The sequence below is a fragment of the Paenibacillus sacheonensis genome (assembly GCF_009909195.1).
Lineage (GTDB): Bacteria > Bacillota > Bacilli > Paenibacillales > Paenibacillaceae > Paenibacillus_Z > Paenibacillus_Z sacheonensis.
Genome location: NZ_JAAAMU010000002.1, coordinates 90,924 through 110,721, shown reverse-complemented (window position 1 = coordinate 110,721; position 19,798 = coordinate 90,924). Strand labels below are relative to the sequence as shown.

Annotated in this window: 17 protein-coding genes; 6 read left to right on the top strand and 11 right to left on the bottom strand. The window is 59.3% G+C overall.

The genetic code is table 11. The features are described 5' to 3' along the window. Positions 1-200: 200 nt before the first annotated feature. The 9 genes from hfq to fabF all read right to left on the bottom strand — a co-directional run bounded on the left by hfq (position 201) and on the right by fabF (position 12,298). On the bottom strand, positions 201-440 hold the full coding sequence (hfq, locus tag GT003_RS03500) for an RNA chaperone Hfq (protein ID WP_090635997.1): 240 nt from the start codon (positions 438-440) through the stop codon (positions 201-203). Then, complete coding sequence (miaA, locus tag GT003_RS03495) at positions 437-1,450, bottom strand: tRNA (adenosine(37)-N6)-dimethylallyltransferase MiaA (protein WP_161694482.1); 1,014 nt, start codon at positions 1,448-1,450, stop codon at positions 437-439. The genes hfq and miaA overlap by 4 nt, the downstream gene beginning before the upstream one ends. Beyond that, positions 1,447-2,217: a class I SAM-dependent methyltransferase gene (locus tag GT003_RS03490; RefSeq protein ID WP_161694480.1), complete on the bottom strand. Its 771-nt coding sequence runs from the start codon at positions 2,215-2,217 to the stop codon at positions 1,447-1,449. The genes miaA and GT003_RS03490 overlap by 4 nt, the downstream gene beginning before the upstream one ends. Continuing rightward, the gene (gene mutL / locus GT003_RS03485) at positions 2,214-4,532 is read right to left on the bottom strand and encodes a DNA mismatch repair endonuclease MutL (protein ID WP_161694478.1); all 2,319 of its coding nucleotides are present in this window, start codon (positions 4,530-4,532) and stop codon (positions 2,214-2,216) included. The genes GT003_RS03490 and mutL overlap by 4 nt, the downstream gene beginning before the upstream one ends. A gap of 65 nt (positions 4,533-4,597) precedes the next feature. Further along, positions 4,598-7,438 (bottom strand): DNA mismatch repair protein MutS, encoded by a 2,841-nt coding sequence (gene mutS / locus GT003_RS03480; protein WP_161694476.1) that lies wholly within the window; start codon positions 7,436-7,438, stop codon positions 4,598-4,600. Between the two features lie 150 nt (positions 7,439-7,588). Next, positions 7,589-8,992, bottom strand: coding sequence for a putative amidoligase domain-containing protein (locus GT003_RS03475; protein WP_161694474.1), 1,404 nt, complete (start codon positions 8,990-8,992; stop codon positions 7,589-7,591). Between the two features lie 136 nt (positions 8,993-9,128). Then, positions 9,129-9,683 carry an outer spore coat protein CotE gene (locus tag GT003_RS03470; RefSeq protein WP_161694472.1) on the bottom strand — a complete coding sequence of 185 codons (555 nt, stop codon included), beginning with the start codon at positions 9,681-9,683 and terminating at the stop codon, positions 9,129-9,131. 136 nt (positions 9,684-9,819) lie between these two features. After that, a complete protein-coding gene (locus tag GT003_RS03465) occupies positions 9,820-10,833 on the bottom strand; it encodes an aromatic acid exporter family protein (protein WP_338045843.1) in 1,014 nt (337 codons plus the stop codon). Positions 10,834-11,050: 217 nt separating this feature from the next. Further along, entirely contained in the window at positions 11,051-12,298 is a 1,248-nt protein-coding gene (gene fabF / locus GT003_RS03460; protein ID WP_161694470.1) for a beta-ketoacyl-ACP synthase II, read from the bottom strand. Positions 12,299-12,457: 159 nt separating this feature from the next. On the opposite strand from fabF, the gene GT003_RS03455 reads away from it, so the two are divergent. Then, a complete protein-coding gene (locus GT003_RS03455) occupies positions 12,458-13,324 on the top strand; it encodes a helix-turn-helix transcriptional regulator (RefSeq protein WP_161694468.1) in 867 nt (288 codons plus the stop codon). A gap of 106 nt (positions 13,325-13,430) precedes the next feature. On the opposite strand, the gene GT003_RS03450 is transcribed toward GT003_RS03455, so the two are convergent. After that, positions 13,431-14,957, bottom strand: a complete 1,527-nt coding sequence (locus tag GT003_RS03450) for a carboxypeptidase M32 (RefSeq protein ID WP_161694466.1) — start codon at positions 14,955-14,957, stop codon at positions 13,431-13,433. 110 nt (positions 14,958-15,067) lie between these two features. Here GT003_RS03450 and GT003_RS03445 point away from each other — a divergent pair, with 110 nt between their 5' ends. Together GT003_RS03445 and GT003_RS03440 are read left to right on the top strand one after the other, a co-directional pair. After that, the gene (locus GT003_RS03445; protein ID WP_161694464.1) at positions 15,068-15,388 is read left to right on the top strand and encodes an iron-sulfur cluster biosynthesis family protein; all 321 of its coding nucleotides are present in this window, start codon (positions 15,068-15,070) and stop codon (positions 15,386-15,388) included. A gap of 70 nt (positions 15,389-15,458) precedes the next feature. Then, entirely contained in the window at positions 15,459-16,022 is a 564-nt protein-coding gene (locus GT003_RS03440; protein WP_161694462.1) for a beta-class carbonic anhydrase, read from the top strand. A 187-nt stretch (positions 16,023-16,209) separates the two neighbouring features. On the opposite strand, the gene GT003_RS03435 is transcribed toward GT003_RS03440, so the two are convergent. After that, positions 16,210-16,740 (bottom strand): DUF309 domain-containing protein, encoded by a 531-nt coding sequence (locus tag GT003_RS03435; protein WP_338045844.1) that lies wholly within the window; start codon positions 16,738-16,740, stop codon positions 16,210-16,212. A gap of 131 nt (positions 16,741-16,871) precedes the next feature. Between GT003_RS03435 and GT003_RS03430 the strand changes: the two genes are divergently transcribed. The 3 genes from GT003_RS03430 to GT003_RS03420 all read left to right on the top strand — a co-directional run bounded on the left by GT003_RS03430 (position 16,872) and on the right by GT003_RS03420 (position 19,743). Continuing rightward, positions 16,872-17,306 (top strand): hypothetical protein, encoded by a 435-nt coding sequence (locus GT003_RS03430; protein WP_161694460.1) that lies wholly within the window; start codon positions 16,872-16,874, stop codon positions 17,304-17,306. Positions 17,307-17,308: 2 nt separating this feature from the next. After that, on the top strand, positions 17,309-17,587 hold the full coding sequence (locus GT003_RS03425) for a YxcD family protein (protein ID WP_161694458.1): 279 nt from the start codon (positions 17,309-17,311) through the stop codon (positions 17,585-17,587). A gap of 227 nt (positions 17,588-17,814) precedes the next feature. Continuing rightward, complete coding sequence (locus GT003_RS03420; protein ID WP_170312121.1) at positions 17,815-19,743, top strand: glycosyl hydrolase family 18 protein; 1,929 nt, start codon at positions 17,815-17,817, stop codon at positions 19,741-19,743. The last annotated feature ends 55 nt before the right edge of the window (positions 19,744-19,798 follow it).

Here is a 19,798-nt window from a genome sequence, read left to right as displayed (position 1 = left end):
GCCCAAAAAAGCGGCTGCGGCCGCGCTTCCCCGGGGTTGTGCAAGCACCCCTCCTGCCAATCGGCGAGCGCGTGCGCGGCGCACCAAACCGCCCGTCAATAGAAAAGCAGCCCCGCACGTCGCAAGGCTGCTTTTTCGTGCCGATATCCAATTAAACGAAACATGCTTCAAAAAGGTTTCAAAACATGCTTGTCGGTTGGTTACGCTTCGTTGTCTTGAACCTGCATGAGCGATACGTTGCGCTGCGGGGTAAACGTCGAGATGGCATGCTTGTACACCATTTGCTGGCGGCCTTCGCTGTCGATAACGATCGTAAAGTTGTCGAATGCTTTGATGACACCGCGGATTTGGAAACCGTTCGTCAGATACACGGTTACCGGCACGCTGTCTTTGCGAAGTTGGTTCAGAAACGTATCCTGAATGTTGATAGATTTGTTCATTGCGCGTTACCCCCATCGTCAAAAGGTTGGTTAAAAGTATATTCGAGTTCCAGCCTAAACTTTCCTGCTATTATAGCATGAATCGCTTGCAAATTCTCGTTAAAATTTTCACAGGCGTCGATCCAATGGATATCCGGCATATGCCGAAACCAGGACAGCTGCCGCTTGGCAAACCGCCTCGTATCGCGCTTCAGCAGCTCGACCGCTTCTTCAAGCGTAAGATGTCCCTGCAAATAAAGCACGATCTCCTTATAGCCCAAACCATGCATGGAGACGGCGTCAGCGGGTACGCCTCGGTCCAGCAAGCCCTGAACTTCCTCGATCAAGCCTTCCGCAATCATGGCCTCGACACGCTCGTTGATGCGGGCATACAGAACAGCGCGGTCCATCGTCAGCCCGACCATACACAGTTCGTAAGGCGATGTCTTTTTCTGTCCTTGCTGCTGCTCCGTAAATGTCGTGCCCGTTAAATGAAACACTTCCATTGCCCGGATCACCCGGCGCTGGTCGTTGGGATGCAGTCGTTCCGCGGCTTCCGGATCGACGGCCCTCAGCTTGTCGTGGAGCGCATCGGCGCCGTTATCGAGCGCAAAGCGGCTCATCTCCTCGCGAAAGGCATCGTCGGAACCCACCTCGGCGAAATCATAGCCGTAAGCGACGGATTCTACGTAGAGGCCCGTGCCGCCTACGATGAACGGCAGCTTGCCGCGGCTAAGAATGTCCGGGATAAGCGCGGCGCAGCGCTCCTGGAATTCCGCGACCGAGAACGGATGCGTAGGATCGCATATGTCGATCAAGTGGTGGGGAATGCCCTCCCGTTCTTCCGGCTTGATCTTGGCTGTGCCGATGTCCATGCCGGCGTAAACCTGGATGGAGTCACCGGAAATAATTTCGGCGTTCCACGCCTTGGCGATGTCCAGACTCATGCGCGTCTTGCCGACTGCCGTCGGCCCGATCAGCACGAGCAGCTTCGGTCTCGCATTCGCTTGCTCTTGGGAGGCTGGGCTCATGATGGAATAATCACTCCGTATGCGATTTTGTTGCGATGGCGCTTCTCGAAGCCGAGACGCTCGAATTCCCCGCTGTCTCCGTGCTCCTTCAATACGACGCATTTGCGCGCGACGCGCAGTGCCTGCTTGACGGATTCTTCGCTGAGCGCCGCGCCGTTGGCCAGTCCCCTGAGAGGCGCCAGGGCGGAAGAATCGTGCAGCGGATGGCGGAACATCGGGTCGAAATAGACGATGTCCGCGCTCTTGTCCGCCTGCTGCTTCAAGTACGACAGATGGTCGATGCAGCGCATCCCGATGCGGCGAAGCGCGTCGTTGACGTCCTCGTGCCCCGTCCGATACGACCGGAGTCCTTCTCGCACGACCGTGTACAATACGCGCTCGCTCTCGAGCGCCGTCACTTTGCCAGACGCTCCTACTCCGTAAGAGAACACGATCGAATCCGATCCCAGGCCGGCCGTACAGTCGATAACGGAATCGCCCGGGAGGCAGCCGGTCAGCGCGATCAACGGGTCCCGTTCACCCTTGCGCATCCGCTTGACGCGGACGTACGCCATGCTGGGATGAAAATACAACGGTTCCTTCGAATCCTCATAATAGCGCAGTCCGCGGTCGTCTGCAACAAGGAGGACCGGGTCTTCGTATTTGCGTCCCAGCAGCTGCAGCGAATCCTGCTTGCGAGGCACGAAGCGTCCTTCCAGCTCGGCTGCGATCGCTTGCGCGTAGGCAGTTTGCTCCGGCGTCGGCTTCTGAGCCGTCGTCACGATCATGACATCACCCGCTTGAACATTTTCTCCAGCTGGTAAGTGGTCATGTGCACGACGATCGGCCGTCCGTGCGGGCATGTATACGGCATCGCGCACGCGGCCAGCCGCCGGAGCAGCCCTTCCCCTTCTTCGCGCGTCAGGCGGTCATTCGCTTTGATCGACGCTTTGCACGCGCACATGATCGCCGACTTCTCCCGCAGCTTGCCGACATCGACGGCGCCCCGCTCTTGCAGCAGCCAATCCGTCATCTCGCCGATGACATCGCCTTCTTGACCCGCCGGAAGCCATTCGGGATAGGAACGCACAAGGAACGTGTTGGCGCCGAACGGCTCCAGCTCTACGCCCGCTTCCTGCAGCAAATGCAGCTTTCCGCGCAGGGCCCCCGCCTCGGCTGCCGTAAATTCAAGCGTGAGCGGCACGAGCAGCTGCTGGCTCGCCTGCTCAGGCCGGCCGAATTTGGCCAGGAAATACTCGTAATGGATCCGTTCATGCGCGGCATGCTGATCGATAAGGAAGAGACCTTCTTCGTTCTGCGCCACGATATAGGTACCGTGAAGCTGTCCGATCCAGTACAGCTCGGGGAATGCGGGGTGCGCAGCTGCGGATGGCTCGGCTTCGGATACGGACTCGTATGAAGCAGCAGGCGAAGCAACGGCCGCCCCCTGATCATTGAATCGCGTGCGGTCTATACTACGCGCCGGGTCATCCATGTCGGTCGCATCCCTCCGTTCAGCAGAACTTGACGGTCGCGCGATTTCGGCGGAATGGCCAGTAGCGGTTGCCGCATCAGATGCCGCATCGAACGCCGCATCGGAAGCAGCGTAGCCGCTTCCCGCTGCCGGCGATTCCTGCGCGCGCCATGGATCGCGCTGCGCGGCCGGCGGCGAATATAACCGTTCCGTCGCATCGCGGGGAATCGACGGCTTCGTCTTCTCGCTGCCTGCCCAAGGCGCTTGCGATGACCCTCGCGCCGGTGCAGGCGCCCACGGCTTGTCGGCGGCCCGGATGCCGAACGACTGCTCCGCCTTCTCCAGCGCGGCTGCAACTTCGAGGGGCGATATAGCCTGGGCGGAAGCCGGACGTGCAGCTGAAGGAGCTTTACCCGCTGCTGGGCTGCCCGTCATGGATTGCCCGGCACTGGACGGCCCGGTTGCCGGGCGGCTCGGATCCGATGATCCTAGAACGGTTTGATCGTCTCTCGGCGGCACCGGCGGCGTCATTGAAGCACCGTAGGCGGAAGCTTCCGGTTCCGGCTGATGGAACGAGATGCGATCCTGAATAAAAGCCGGCTTCGAGCGTTCGGCAGGCGCCGCCGGCCCCGGAATATGCCGCTGCTTGCCGAGCGCGCGCCTGATCGCATCCTCGATGAATTCCCGCAGCTCCGCTTCCTTGCTGAAACGGACTTCCATTTTGGAAGGATGCACGTTCACGTCCAGCAGGGACGGATGCATGCCGAGCTCCAGCACCGCTAGCGGAAACCGGTTGATCGGCAGCAGCGTGTGATACGCCTGCATCATCGCCTGATTCAGGACGAAGCTCCTGATATAACGGCCGTTCACGACAATCGTGATGCCGTTGCGATTGGAACGCGTCTGCTCCGGCTTCGATATAATGCCGCGCAGCTCGTAATCGGGATGTTCCCCTTCTACGGGCAGCATCGCTTTCGCCGTAGCGGTTCCGTAGATGGCGGCGAACGTCTGCAGCCTGTCGCCGCTGCCGAGCGTGCGCAGCAGCGTGCTGCCGTTGTGCTTGAGCGTAAAGGCGATGCCGGGATGCGCCAAGGCAAGCCGGTTCACGTAATCGGCGATATGGCCCAGTTCCGTCTGGATCGTCTTCATGTATTTCAGTCGCGCGGGCGTATTGTAAAACAACTCCCGAACGCTGATGTCCGTTCCCTGCGGCGCGTTCGTCTCTTCGTTGGCGATGATCGTGCCGCCTTCAATCACGAGCTTGCGGCCGAGTCCGCTGCCGTCCGGGGCGGACAGGCATTCCACCTTGGCAACCGCCGCGATACTCGGCAGCGCTTCGCCGCGGAATCCGAGGCTGGCGATGCGGAACAAATCTTTGCTGGACGAGATTTTGCTCGTTGCATGGCGGTAAAACGCCGTATGGATGTCGTCGCCTTCGATGCCGGAGCCGTTATCCGTCACGCGGATCAGCGTCAGACCGCCTTCCTCGATGACGATGTCGATCGCGGAGCTGCCGGCGTCGACGGCATTCTCGACCAGCTCCTTCACGACGGAGGATGGCCGTTCCACGACCTCGCCCGCAGCGATTTGGTTGGCCAGCTGCTCGTCCAATATGCGGATTTTGCTCATGTTGCCGAACCTCCTTTTTTTACAATCCATGGATTATGTGAACACCTGCGCGGGTAGCAGCGTGCTTATTTCTCTTCGCTCAGCTTCAGCTTCATGTCATTGATCCATTGCATGGCCTGCATCGGAGTCAAGTTGAACAGATCAAGCTTGCGAAGCTGCTCGGCCAGTTGTTCGGCGCGCGGAGAAGCTTTGCGCAATTTGCCCGATTCCGAAGCCGCGGCGACGGGTGCAGGCTCCTCGAATATCGACAGCTGCACGAATTCGGATGCAGTCGCTGCAGCAGCTGAAGGCGAGGCAGGTTCCCCTGTAAGTCCGGCACCCGTCGCAGGTGAACCGGCTGCAGGCGCTTCCGCGGCTGGAGCGGCATAGACAGCCGACTTCTCGGCGGCGGCATAAGCTGTTCCAAATCGGATACCCTCGCTTGCATGCTTCGCCGCGGACGCGGATGCCGCTCCCTGCGCATCTTTCCCTGCCGAACTCGGGGCAAAAGGAAGCTCCGAGGCAGCGGCAGCCGCTTCATGACGGGCGTGCACTTCCAATAGCGAGTACGCGCGGCCGATGATGCTGCTCGGAAGTCCGGCCAGCTGCGCGCAATAGATGCCGTAGCTGCTGCCGGCAGCTCCCGGCACGAGCTTGCGGAGGAACGTGACGTTATCTCCGGTCTCTTGAACGGCCATGCAGGCGTTCGCCAGATGCGGGAGCGAATCGCCCAGATGGGCCAGCTCATGGAAATGCGTCGATACGAGCGCCTTGCAGCCCACCTCGTGATGGACGAACTCGATGACCGCCTGCGCGATTGCCATGCCTTCGCCCGTCGACGTGCCACGGCCAAGTTCGTCAATGATGACGAGGCTCTGCGCGGTCGCCTTCTCCGTCATGATCTGAATGTCTTTCATCTCCACCATGAACGTGCTTTGGCCGCCGATGAGATCGTCCGCGGCGCCGATGCGCGTAAAGATGCGGTCGATGAGCGGCACCTCCGCCTGCTTGGCCGGCACGAAGCAGCCGATCTGCGCCATGATGCTGATGAGGGCCACCTGGCGCATATAGGTACTCTTACCCGCCATGTTCGGTCCGGTGATGAGCAGCATCGACGAATCGGCCTTCTCGAGCTTCGTCTCGTTCGCGATGAACGCCGACCCCTCCATGACCGCCTCCACGACGGGATGACGGCCTTCCGCGACGACGAAGTCATAGCTCTCCGTCACGTTCGGCTTCACGTAGCGCTGCTCGCCGCTGACCGTCGCGAGAGATTGATAGACGTCCAGCGCGGCGATGACTTCGGCCAGCTTCTGCAGGCGATGCAGATGCGCGGTCAGATGGTCGCGGAGCTCGATGAAAATGCCGTACTCCAGGTCGACCATCTTCTCCTCGGCCTCGAGAATAAGCGCCTCTTTCTCCTTCAGCTCCGGCGTGACGTAGCGTTCCGCGTTCGTCAGCGTCTGCTTCCGTTCGTACCGTCCTTCCGGCAGGCTGCCGATGTTCGCCTTGGACACTTCCAAGTAGTAACCGAACACTTTGTTGTAGCCGATCTTGAGCGACTTGATGCCGGTCGCTTCCCTTTCCCTGCGCTCCAGCTCCGCGAGCCATTTCTTCCCGTTCACGCTGGCTTCGCGCAGCTCGTCCAGGTGACCATCGTAGCCCGTGCGGATGAGTCCGCCGTCGCGAACGGATACCGGCGGCTCGTCCACGATGACCGTCTCGATCATCGCCGCCAGGTCCGCGCAGCCGTCCACGCCGGCGACCAGCTTGCGGAGCGTGGACGAATCCGATTCCGCGCACAACGCCGTGAGCGCCGGCACATGCTGCAGCGACGTCTTGAGCGCGTTAAGATCCCGACCGTTCGCGCTTCCGTAAGCGACTCGGCCGACAAGCCGCTCCAAGTCATAGATTTCGTTCAGCTCCCGCCGTAGCTCGTCCCTGAGAATGAAGCTGAGGTACAGCTTCTCTACCGCCTCGAGCCGTTCGTCGATCATCGTCTTCGACAGCAGCGGCTTGTCGATCCATCTGCGCAGCAGTCGCGCGCCCATCGATGTCCGCGTCCGGTCGAGCAGCCAGAGCAGCGTGCCCTTCTTGCTGCGGTCCCGCACCGTTTCCGTCAATTCCAGGTTGCGGCGCGTGAACGGATCCAGCACCATGAATTGATTCGGCTCGTAGACCGAAATTCGGCGCACATGGCCGAGCGAACGCTTCTGCGTCTCGTCCAGATAGCCCGTAAGCAGGCTGACCGCCCGATGCCGCGCCGGCGCCAGCGCGGCCAGCTCCAATTGGCCGAACTGCTGCCGGAGCATCTCCTCCGCCATCGGTACGCGGTCCGTGAACAGAACGGGACGATTCCAGCCCGCCGAAGTTTCGCGCAGCAGCCCAAGAACGGAAGCGTCGCCGACGATTTCCGCCGGATGATAGACGTTGATCTCATCGGCCAGCGACTCGGCAGCCGCCGCGAAGGAAGTGACGTACAGCTCGCCCGTCGTCAGATCGCAGGCAGCCACGCCGTAGACGCCTTCGAGCTCCGATACAGACACGATGAAATTGTTCGCCTTCTCGGCTAGCGACTTCGACTCCATGACGGTGCCCGGCGTCACGACGCGTATGATTTCGCGCCGGACGACGCCTTTGGCCGCCGAAGGATCCTCTACCTGCTCGCAGATCGCAACCTTGAAGCCTTTCTCGATCAGCCTTGCGACGTAGCCTTCTGCCGCATGATAGGGCACGCCGCACATCGGAATCTTCTTCTCTCCGCCGCCCTCGCGTCCGGTCAGCGTAATCTCCAGCTCGCGCGACGCATGGATCGCGTCATCGAAAAACATTTCATAAAAGTCGCCCAGGCGGAAGAAGAGGATCGCGTCACGCGCGCCCTCCTTGATCGCCAAATATTGTTGAATCATCGGGGTATAAGCAGACATGCGGCCCCTCCTATGGTTAATGATCGTGCGTTAAACACCAGAGCTCCATTATAGCAGAAAAGCGCCCCCTCATGGAGCGCTTCGGCCATTCTATGGATGGAACGATAAACTTCTAGATGAACATAGGGATAAACATGACGATAGACCGATCTAGGCGTCTACCCGCCACTTGGCACGGAAATCGCCGGCTGCATCCCAGATCCGTCCCTCCCTGACCGCCCGCAGAAGCGGTTCGATCCACCGGGCAAGTTCCGCATAGGAAGGCACGGCCGCCATTGACGCTGCCAACGGTTCCAAACACCCGGCAAGCGTCTCTCGGTCTCCCATGTAATACGCCTCGATATATCGCTCTTCCTCCGAAGGCAAATACCCGAGCGCCTCGCTCTCGCGCGCGCAGAGCAGCGCCAGCGCGAAAGCCGCTTTCGCGGCCAGCGGCGACGCCAGCCAGCTCGGCAGCGTCCGGTATTCGAAGCCTCCGTGCGGCTGCAGGCGAAAATCGCCGAGCGCGCCGTAGCGAGGGCGCCTTGCCCGCTCGGACGGCGACTCGATCATCGCGAGCGGGAACGCCACGTAGCTGTCCAACTGCCTCAGCAGCCGGCCGGTCAGCGGCACCCCGCTTAAGTGAATGTGGCCGCCGAGCGCGAAGCCCGCGGCCGGCATTCCGCCCGCCGCCCAGCGAAGCGGCGGCTGGTCGGGAATCCGGCGCGCCGCATCCCGCAGCAGCCGGCGCAGATTCCGCGCCAAGCCGTCCGGCGTCGGCGAAGGCGCCGGACGCAGCTCCGCGATCGGATGCTTGACCGCGCCGCCGACCAGGACCGCGTCGCAGCCGGCTCCGTGCCCGTCTGCCAAATAGCGCGCGGCGGATACGATGCGGCCGTTCTGCGCGAGCAGCACGAACTCGGGGTCGGCGCCGAGCAAAATACCCGGAGCCGACCCCGCGTTTCTTGCAAGCTCGGCTGCATGCAGCTCCGCCGCCAGCGCAGCCGCCGCTTGCCGCCAAATACCGGCGCGGTACGCGGTCGATGACGGGAGCCGGACGGCCGCGACGAAGCACTTCCCGCTCCCGTCGTCCGCGATCTCGACGATGCCGTTATCGAGGCCGCAGGCATGCAAGGCTCGCGCAGCCAATCGCACGATCGGCCTGTAGCGCGCGTCTTCTTCCGGCATTGCCGCCGCTCGTTCGGCAGTTCCTCCGGCTGCATCCGGAGCTCGTCCCCCGGCCAGCAGCTTCTCCACCGCAAGGGGCAGCAAATGAAACATCGAGACGTCGAATCGGCGAATCGCCTTCCGTTCCGGCGCAAGCACGGCAGCGCCGGATCGGCGCAGCCGGCGATCGATTTGGTCCCGCGTCCAAGCGCTGAACGCCGCGGCGCCCCCGTTCAAGACCAGAACGCGGCCGCCGCAAGCGCTGCTATCGACTCGTCCCAGTGAAGATTCCCCGGCTATGATGACGGCATCTCCGTCAGCCGGACCGGCGCCTGCGTCTCCCGGCTTGACTCCGCCGGCGCTCAGCCGGCACGCTTTTCCATCCCACAGCCACACGCTGCCCGCCACAAGCCAACCCTCCGTCCCCCGTTCGATTTCCCGGCCTCTTCCGCATGCGCATATTTTTGGAAAAAAAAGAGGGCTCTCGCCCTCGAATCTTTCCCTGCTTGCGCATACGATACATCAGACCTGTAACCCGCGAAAATTACAGTTCGTCGTCGAGCAGCTCCGGATCCAAATCCTCGAAGTCGCCGTCGTCTCCGTACTCGTAATCTTTCCCGTCTTCGGAGCCGCCAGGCAGCGTCGCTACCCAGATTTTCGTCTCGGCTACCAGTTCCACCGCGAATTCGCGCTCCACGCGAAGGACGACGCCGGAACCGCTGGACGAAATGTTGGCCTCGATACAATTTGGCTCTTGCGTCGACTCCGCAGACACTTCCTCGGTCGAAGCCCGGTGCTTCGGATCCAGATAGGAAAGCGGCACATGCTCAACGTAAGACAGCGTTTCTTTTGCTACGTCGGTTTGGGAGTTTTTGTTGTAAGAATACCAAATGTTGATATCGTAAGTACCGATAACCTCGATCCCGTCTCCGGAACGGACCGCCTCGTATTGATGATTGATAATCCACGCGCCCAGTATGCTAGTGGGATGATGAGGCGGCGTTACGTTGTGGGTTACTGTGGAAAATTTACGTCCTTTCCCGCAGACAGCTTTGGTAATTATTTCTCTAGCCTTAAGCTGTTTATCTGCATAAGCCATCGATCTAACCTCCTCCATACAATCATTCAATTAAAGTGTATGCAGGACATTCGTCTAGGGTGACTATTTCTTTTTGACCTGTACAAATTTTATAGACGCTTTGGAAGAAACGGCTTTTGCCCGCTTCCCCTATCGTCTATTCGCTCGTATCGGCCTTGACGATTCCGCGTTCGGAGGCAGTCTTCAGGCTGTCTTTTTGCTTTTTGAGCCGTTTGGCGATCGCCAGATACCGCTTCAGCTCCAGCAGCAGATGCAGCAAAGCGGCTCTCATCTCGAACTCGTCGCGGGTCGCCGGAAGCGGCATCGCCCGAAAACGCCCTTCCAGCGTCTTGATCCGTTCTTCCACGCCGCCTTCGTACACCTCCGACTTTACGTCGCCGGATAGATGATCGAACAGCTCGGCGGTCAATTCGCCCTGAGGCAGCTTCTCGTAGACGAAGGCGAGCTGACCCAGCATAGTCCCGATCGCTTCCAGCTGCTGCTGCCGCATATCGAAATAGCGGGACCAGTAGCGGCGATAGTCGTTCCCATGCTGCCAAATCCGGTTCTCCCGGCTGATCTCCGCGCGGCGGATGCCTTCTTCGATCGCGCGGCCCGCGAAGAGCAGCTCCTCGCCGCCCCAGACGAAGGACGGATCGCGAAGCGTTCTTGCGAGCGTGCGGAAAATGATGGCGAAATTCTCTTCCGTCTTATGCCGGAGCTCTACCAATATATGCTGATCCTTCGGCATGTAGATCAAATTAATGAGGGTCGCCCAGCCCAGCCCCGTAAGCAGCAGCATGACCTCATTGCCGATGAGCGAAAGCGTCACTTCTTCCCGGGCGTAGACATGGAAGACGATGACGGAGCTCGTAGCGATGCCGTCCTTCAAGCCGGCGCGGGAGAGAATCGGAAACGCGAGCAAGATGAAAATGGAAATCGTCCAGAGATGAAAGCCGAATGTCATGAACAGGACCGAAGCGAAGAAGAGGCCGATCACCGAAGCCATGAACCGCGTGAACGCGCTCTTCAGCCCCCGCAGCCGAGTCACCTCGACGCCGAGGATCGCGAGCAGTCCGGCCGACAGCGCCGGATTCAGTCCCAGATAATATGCGGTATACAGCGCTCCCAGCGCGGCAATCGCGGTCTTGATTACTCGAATTCCCAACATGCAGCGCTCTCCTTAACAGATGCGGATGATAAATGGACGAAGGACGCCAGCCGTCGAATGAAAAGCGCGGAATTTCGCCTCATTAGAAAGGGGAAGATGCCGCGGGCTCCCGCCTCTTGTAATAGAAAGGATACATGCGGAATCCTCCGCCCGCTCATCGATCGAAAAAGCCGCGAGCATTCCGCTCCGGCTTTGGCTTGTTCTTCTATGGTACCCTTCACGCTTGGGACGAGTCAACCGCTTTGACCACGATAACCGCGTTGTGACCGCCGAAGCCGAAGGAGTTGCTTATGCCGATCGAGAGCTCCGCGCGCCTTGCCTCATGCGGCACGTAATCAAGATCGCATTCGGGGTCGGGCCGGTCAAGATTGATGGTCGGAGGAATGATGCCTTCCTGCAGGCTCTTCGCAAGCGCGACGGCCTGCGTGCCGCCTGCGGCGCCGAGCATATGCCCGGTCATCGATTTCACCGCCGTTACCGGAATCCCGGAAGCCTTGTCGCCGAACGTCCGCTTGATCGCCCGCGTCTCCGACAGATCGCCGATCTCCGTGCTCGTCGCATGAGCGAAGATGACGTCCACTTGATCCTCGCCGATTCCCGCTTCTTTCAATGCCGCCTTCATGGCCAAGTAAGGTCCGAAGCCCTCGGGATGCGTCGCTACCATATGATAAGCATCGGAGCTCGCGCCGTAGCCGATAATTTCGCCGTGCATCCGCGCCTTCCGCTTGCGGGCATGCGACTCGGACTCCAGCACCAGAATGCCCGCGCCCTCCGCGATGACGAACCCGTCGCGCCCGCTGTCGAACGGCCGGCTGGCCTTGGCGGGTTCCTCATTGCGCGTCGACAACGCCGTTGCGTTCCCGAAGCTGGCGAGCGAAATCTCGTTCACCGCCGCTTCCGTCCCGCCGGCGATGACGACATCCGCATAACCATGGCGTATCAAGCGGTAAGCTTCGCCGATCGCCGTATTGCCGACCGAGCAGGCCGTAACCGGCGCAAGCGTCGGGCCGTGCAGCCCGTATCGGATGCTGATCATCGCCGCAGCCATGTTGGCGATCATCATCGGGACAAGCGTCGGACTGACGCGGTCGGGTCCCCTGCCGGCAAGAACCGCATCTTGCGCGAGCAGCGTTTCCAAGCCTCCGATGCCGGAACCGACGTAGACGCCGACGCGCTCGGCATCGATGTCCGCAGCGCCGAGACCGGCATCTGTCCAGGCCTGATCGGCCGCCGCAAGCGCATACTGGCAAAAGCGGTCCATGCGCCTTGCTTCCTTCTTGCCAAATAACGCTTCGGCATCGAAATCCTTGACGAGCCCCGCAATGCGAGCCTTTTGGTTGGACACATCGAAACGATCGATCGCGGCAACGCCGGATGCTCCCCGCTTCAAAGCCTCCCAGTACGCATGAACATCGTTGCCGAGCGGGGATATGACGCCCATGCCCGTAATGACAACCTTCTCCATCTCTTTCTCCTCCTTGAACTACCCTTGTGGTGCTATGTTGCCATACATGTTATCCTATTACAAGTTGGCGTTTATCCTAGTATAATTACTAACACCACCACGATATCCGCAGCAAGCCATGCGAATAAGCACGTCATACCGAATGATAGGAGTCTGTCCATGAATCAACATGCGAGATTGAAAGCCCTCTCCAGTTTCTTGATGGCTCAGCGCGCCAAGCGGACGCCGGAAGAAGCGGGACTGGCGCCCGGTCCTCGCCGCAGGACGCCCGGACTGCGCCGCGAAGAGGTCGCGCAGCTCGCCGGCGTCAGCCCGACCTGGTATACGTGGCTGGAGCAGGGCCGCGACATCAAGGTGTCCGCTTCCGTGCTCGAAGCCGTCTCTTCCGCGCTTCGCCTCGATCCCGACGAACGCAAATATTTGTTCGCCCTCGCGCTCGAAACAGGCGCCGGCACCACCGCGCTCCGCGAAGAAACCGCCCGTATCAATCCGCCTTTGCGCCGGATTCTGGACGAGCTGCGAACATGCCCGACGATCATCTCCGACAGGCACTGCCATATCGTCGGCTGGAACGAAGCCGCCGCGCATGTGTTCATGGATTTCGAGCTGATTCCGGAACAGCGGCGCAATATGATCGCCCTGCTGTTCGAACGCAAGGAATTCCGCCGCCTCGCCGGCAACTGGGAGCATTTCGTCAGCGGGTTCCTCGCCATCTTCCGCGCCTATTACGGCCAATACGTCGATGACGACTGGTATGATTCGTTCCTGCGAGATATGATCGCCGCCTACCCGGACTTTAATCCGCTCTGGGAGAAAAGCCGGGTAAGCGCGGCGCCGGAGGTGCTGATCGAATTTCGTCATGCCAAGGCAGGCAAGATGCTGTTCCATCTAACCTCGCTTCAGCTGCAGGGCAACAACGATCTGAGATGCAGCATCTATACGCCCGCGCCCGACTCGCCGACGGAGTCGAAGCTCAAACGGCTCATGGACAAGGAACAGCAGGGCCACGAGCCCGAGCTGCCATGATCAGCCTTCGGGCTCTGTTCGCAGATTAACTCTGACTGCCCCTTCCCCATAAAAAAGACCGCCCTCGCCATAGGCGAAAGCGGTCTCGCGGGCTGCGAACCGGTCGTTACAGTTTATAAATAGCCGCGTACTTCTTCTGCAGGTACCGGACGAGATAATCCGGATCCAGCGGCTTGCCGGTAATGCCCTCGATCAATTCGGATGGGGTTCTCAGCTTGCCGTACTGATAAATCCTATCCGTCAGCCATTCCTTGATCGGTAGCAGGTTGCCCTGCTCCACGAGCGACCAGAAGTCCGGCAGCTCGCGCTCGAGCGTATCGGTAATCTGAGCGGCGTACATATTGCCGAGCGAGTACGACGGGAAGTAGCCGAACGCGCCGCCTGACCAGTGCACGTCCTGCAGCACGCCCTCGCCGTCGTTCTGCGGTTCGATGCCAAGGTATTCCTTGTATTTGGCGTTCCACAACGCCGGCAGTTCGGAGGCCTTCGCCCCTTCGTTGAAGATCAGCTTCTCCAGCTCATAACGGATAATGATGTGCAGATTATAGGTCAATTCATCCGCTTCGATCCGAATGAGCGACGGCTCCACGACGTTCGTCGCACGGTAGAACTCTTCCATGGAGACGTCCAACTGGCCCGGGAAATGCTGCTGCAAATCGCCGTAATATCGGCTCCAGAAGCTCATCGAACGGCCGATTACGTTCTCCCAGAACCGCGACTGCGATTCATGGATCCCCATCGACGTTCCCGTCGCGAGCGTCGTGCCGACCAGATCCTTGCGGATATTCTGCTCGTAGAGCGCGTGCCCGCCTTCGTGAATCGTGCCGAACAGCGCGCTGGTCACGTCGCCTTCGAGATAGCGCGTCGTGATTCGAACGTCTCCGGGATTCAGGCCCGTAGCGAACGGATGGGCGCTTTCGTCCAGGCGGCCCGCGGCGAAATCGAAGCCCATTTGCTCCAAAATAAACAGACTGAATTTCTTCTGCGCTTCCTTCGGGTATTTCTGCTGCAGGAATCCGGTCTTCGGCTGATGCGGCGATGCCGCGATTGCCGCGGACAGCGGAACGAGCTTCTCCCGCAAGCCGCCGAATACGCGGTCGAGCTCGGCCGTCGTCATGCCCGGTTCGTAAGCATCGAGCAGCGTGTCGTAGCGCGTGCCCTTGACGCCCCACAGATCGATGAATTGATTCGTATAAGCGATGATTTTGTCCAAGAACGGCTCGAACGACGCGTAGTCGCTGTTCGTCTTGGCCTCTTCCCACATCGATTCCGCCTGCGACGTCAGGACGACGTAGTCCTGGTACAGCTTCGGCGGGATCTTGACGCTGCGGTCATAGTCCTTGCGCGTCTCCGAGACGAGACGCCGATGCACTTCGTTCAACGTTTCGTATGTATCCGGCTTCTCGAGCGCGCTTAGCCATTCGCCTAATTCCGGCGCGGTGGAGAGCTTGAACATTTGGCCGGACAGGTTGCCGATCGCCTCCGAACGTACGTCCATCCCTTTGCGGGGCGCTCCCGTGCGCAAATCCCAATAAAGTACCGCCAGCGCTTCTTCATAGCTCTTGATCAATCCGATGCGTTCGATAAACGATCCCAGCGCTTCGTTTTCCTGCGTTGCCGTCAATGCGATCATCACCTTTCCATCGTCGTTATTCCCGCTCCTACTTGATCATACTTTTTGCAAACCGTATAATCAACTTTAATCCTAGGTTGCCATTCATTTCGCGGAAAGGAGTCCTGATCATGCATTTTACTTTTACTCCCAGCGCCGTGGAGAAACTGGCCGAACCGCTTGCGGACGCCAGCAAGAGCTTGAAGCTTCTGTACGACACTGAGGGCTGCGGCTGCGTCATGAACGGCGTGCCGACGCTCCTGATGGTCAACGGGCCGGATCCGAACGATGCGCTGGGCGAGGGAACGCCCTATTCCGTATGGTACGAGCCCAACTACGAGGTGTTCTTCGAGCCCGAGCTCAAGATCGATTTTCAGGCGGCGCGCAATGCGTTCGTCCTGAAGAGCGACAGCCAAATTTATACCTCGAATTTACGCTTCATCAAGCAATAACAACCGGGCAAGAGGCGCCAAAAGAGAAAATAACTACATACTGCGGGATATTTCGCGAGGAGGAACCAGCTTGAGCACTGTACAAAACATCTTAGCCTTTAATGAACAATTCGTGGAAAACCGCGAATACGAGCAATACTTGACCACGAAGTTTCCCGATAAAAAAGTCGCCATCGTCACCTGCATGGATGCGCGGCTGACGGAGCTATTGCCTAAGGCGCTGAACCTGCGCAACGGCGACGCCAAAATCATTAAAAACGCGGGCGCGATCGTCACGCAGCCGTTCGGCAATATCATGCGAAGCATCCTGGTCGCCGTCTACGAGCTCGGCGCCCAAGAAGTCATCCTCATCGGCCACCACGATTGCGGCATGACCGGACTCGATTCCGAGGTGGTCCTCTCGCATATGAAGGAACGCGGAATCTCGGAGAACACCATTGATACGTTGAACAATTCCGGCATTCACCTGGAGCGTTGGCTGACCGGCTTCGACAACGTGCAGGACAGCGTGGAACGAAGCGTCGGCATCATCAAGAACCATCCGCTTCTGCCGCCGGGCACCCCCGTGCACGGCATGATCATTCACCCGACCACGGGCAAGCTGGATCTCGTGGTTGACGGCTACCAAGCTTAACATGCATCCCAAAAAAGCTTAGCATCGCAAGGATGACCTCCTCGCGGCGCTAAGCTTTTTGCATGCTGCCGTATTCTCTTATGCATGGCAATGCAGAATGTATTGCCCGCTTACCGCACATTGCCATACGAACGGGCTGCCCGAGGCACTGCAGCTCCAAGTTGGCATCAGCCGCCGCAAGCAAGTATCAGCCGCTGCTCGGACGGCTTCTCTGAGCTGCCGCAGCCGCTCTGGCGGCTATCACGTCGCTGCGGTCGCGCAGCATATGCCTGTGCACTAACGCCTGATCGGCGGAACTCGGCGCCCCCCAAGCAATGCCGTTCGCTTCAGCAGATGCCCGGAGCCGCTCCAGCAGCGCCTCGTCGACGATTGGAATCATCAGATCCGCGAACGTCTCTCCGTTCTCCGCCGCGGCGATCCTCCGATCGATTCGGGACAACAGCTCTTGTCCGTCGATGCCGAGTTCGTTAAGCTGCCCGGCTTCGAGCCGGCGGAACGCTTGGCGGTACATTTTCGACGCGCCGTGAAGATTGTCCCTGCGATGATGATAGGACCCGACGGCGAGTTGGATCAAGCCGACCCAAGCATGGCCGTACCCATCGCCGGGATTCGCCTTCCAATAGTCCTCGAGCAGCTCATGGCATTCAAAATAGTCTCTCGTTGCATGAAATTCATATAAATACGACTCGTAGTCGTCCGGATACCGTCCATTGTCCACCTGGATCCCCCATTTATTCCGCCATTATTCCGAAACGGGAATGAAAACTGAAACCTTTGATTATATTAGACGTAATTGTACTGAAGTGCAATAAGCCTATCAGCTTATGAAAAACAGGAGGAGACTTGCAGATGAAGAAGGGGATTATGATTTTGATGGCGTTCGCGCTGTTCTTCGTGGTCAGCGTCGGATCCGCAGATGCCAGACCGCGCGGCGGCGGCTTCAAATCGCCGAAGAAGAGCTACACCACGACGCCGTCCAAACCGGCGGACAACGTAAACAAAAGCACGTCGGGTACCTCGGGCACGACGAAATCGGGTACGGCGACGAACGCGAACCGCGGATTTTTCAGCGGCGGCGGCTTCATGAAGGGACTTATGATCGGCGGCCTGGCAGGCTTGATGTTCGGCGGCTTGTTCGGCAACATGGGCTTCCTCGGCAACATATTCGGTTTTCTAATCAATATACTCGCCATCTATGTCGGCATCGTACTGATTCTCGGTATCGTCCGCTACTTCCGAAACCGGAATAAGCCCGCGAATCCCGATCATCGGAGACCTTATTAAGGATGCGGATCTACACCGACGAGATCATTAATGCCGTTTGCCTCCATATGGCAGAACGCAGGGGCGTCTCGCCGACGGATGTCGAAGTGCAGTTGTCATGGGAGGAAGAATACGGCTATACCGCCGAGGTATGGGTGAAGGGCCGAAGCCAGTATCTGGTCGAGGCGAACCTGCTGGAGGCGATCGAGCAATATTTGCTGAAGCAGTACCAGCTTCGCAAATTCCGCTCCCAGATTACGCTGGATGCGGACGAGGAATTTTGGGCGGATATTGAAGACTGATGCAGCGCGCCAGGCTTCAAGAATACGTCAAACAGCAAAAATCGCCGACGGGTGCAGCTCACGCTGCCCCGTTTTTTTGTGCCGCCGGAATCGTCTTACGGCCTTTTCGACAGCCTCCCCGTCCTTTTCTATTCGAAAATTGTCGAATCTCGCAACCAATATCGCAACCTCTCCCAACATATCGCGTCTAACTGCGTAGTTTGAGAGAGGAGCGAACGTACACGCATATGCAGAATCGAATCAAATGGAATTCCGTTATCGCCGTTTCCTTGGCCTTGCAAGCCGGCTTGACTACGTTCGCCGCATCGGATGCGAATGCCGCCTCCGACAGCACGAAGAACTATCGCGTCTATCAGAACGAGAAAGCGCTTCGCGAATTCACGACGAGCGCCGGCGCCATTACTTATGCCAAATCATTCTCCTATTCCCACGTCGAGAAAATTACCGGCCGCCAATGGGTGTGGGACAATTTCCCGAGGTACAAGGTGTACGAGTACGGCATCTCTTCCCCGGGCCGCGAATTCACGACGTTGGCGGAAGCGAAACGCTACGCCGCCGGCAAACGATTCGCTCAAATCCGCGACCTGGAAGCGCCGGGCTTCATTGAAGCCGAATTCCCGAATTTCCGCCTATACCAAGGCGACAAAACCTCCGATTCCTGGTCGTTCGCGACCCTTGCCGAGGCGAAGAAGGCTGCCAAGTCCTTTGCCAACAGCCATATCATGGACCTGGCCGCCAACCAGTGGGTATGGGACAATCTGACGGTCGCCCAGGAGAATGCGCAGCGCGCGGCGGCACCGAAATACAGCGTGGCGAAGGACGGCGAACCGGTCGTAACCAAAACGTACGGCTTCCTGCTGGATGCCATCCGCGCTTCGGCCAGCCATCCCGGCAGTACCGTCGTCAATACGTCGACGAATCAAGTCGTGCATCGCAATGAACCTTCCTACACGGTTATCCAGTCCGGTCCCGTGCTGGGCTCTTACACTAGTATTTATAGCGCGATCGCGTATGCCAAAACGTTATCGGGCTCTACCGTCTTGAAGGACGGCGTGCCCTGGTGGACGAACATGCCTTATTTATCCGTCTTCCAAGGCAACAAGCTGCTCAAGAACTTCCACGCGCTGAAGAGCGCCGTTCCGTATGCGGCGCAATACAGGGACAGCATCGTCGTTACGGCAGACAGCCGCACCGTATGGGACAACACCAAGCAGCTGCTCTATCTCGCCTGGAACGGCTCTTCCCGCACGCAGACGGTACTGGAGCAGATCGGCCAGACGCAGGGACTGGATATCGACTCCCCTTCCTGGTTCGAGCTCGCCGCAGCCGACGGCTCCATCACGGACGCTTCCGATGCGTCGCTCGTCGATTCGCTTCGCTCTTCCGGCATCAAGCTGACGCCGCTGGTCAGCAATCAATTCGACAGCAAGCTGACCAGCGCGTTCCTGCGCGATGCCGCGGCGAAGACGCGGTTCATCACGAAGCTCGTGGCCAAGCTGTCGGCGCTGAACGTGGAAGGCGTCAACGTCGACTTCGAAGGGCTCGCCGGCGGCGACCGCGCGCTGTACACCGCATTCATTCGTTCGCTCGCGTCCGCGGCGCATCAAGCCGGACTGACGGTTTCCGTCGACTTGCCGCGCGGCGACGTCGCATGGGATGCCAAGACTGCCTACGATCAAGCCGCGCTGGCCGGCATCGTGGACATGATCATGATCATGGCCTACGATCAGCATTGGCAGGGAAGCGACGAGGCAGGTTCCGTCGCGGAGCTCGCCTGGACGGAAGAAGGCGTGAAGCAGTTCCTGGCTTACGGCGTCCCGCGCGCCAAGCTGATGCTCGGCGTTCCGTTCTATGTTCGCGAATGGCGCATCGACGCCTCCGGCAAGCTTGCCGGCAGCCAAGCCATCTTGATGAAGAGCATCGCCGAGCTGATCCAAACCACCGGCGCGTCCGGCACGTACGACGCTGCTTCCGGACAGGTCAAATACAGGTATAACGGCGCGGACGGCTATACGCACGTGTTCTGGGCGGAGACGCCCGCGACCATGAAAGCCCGCATCTCCATCGCGCAAAAGTATGATTTGGCAGGCGTTGCAGCATGGCGGCTCGGCTATGAACAGTCCGATCTGTGGAGCATGCTGCTCCGGCAGAAATAGCGGCAGCGGAGCGCTCGTTCAAGAGTGGTGAAGCATTCCCCGTTGTGGTATGATG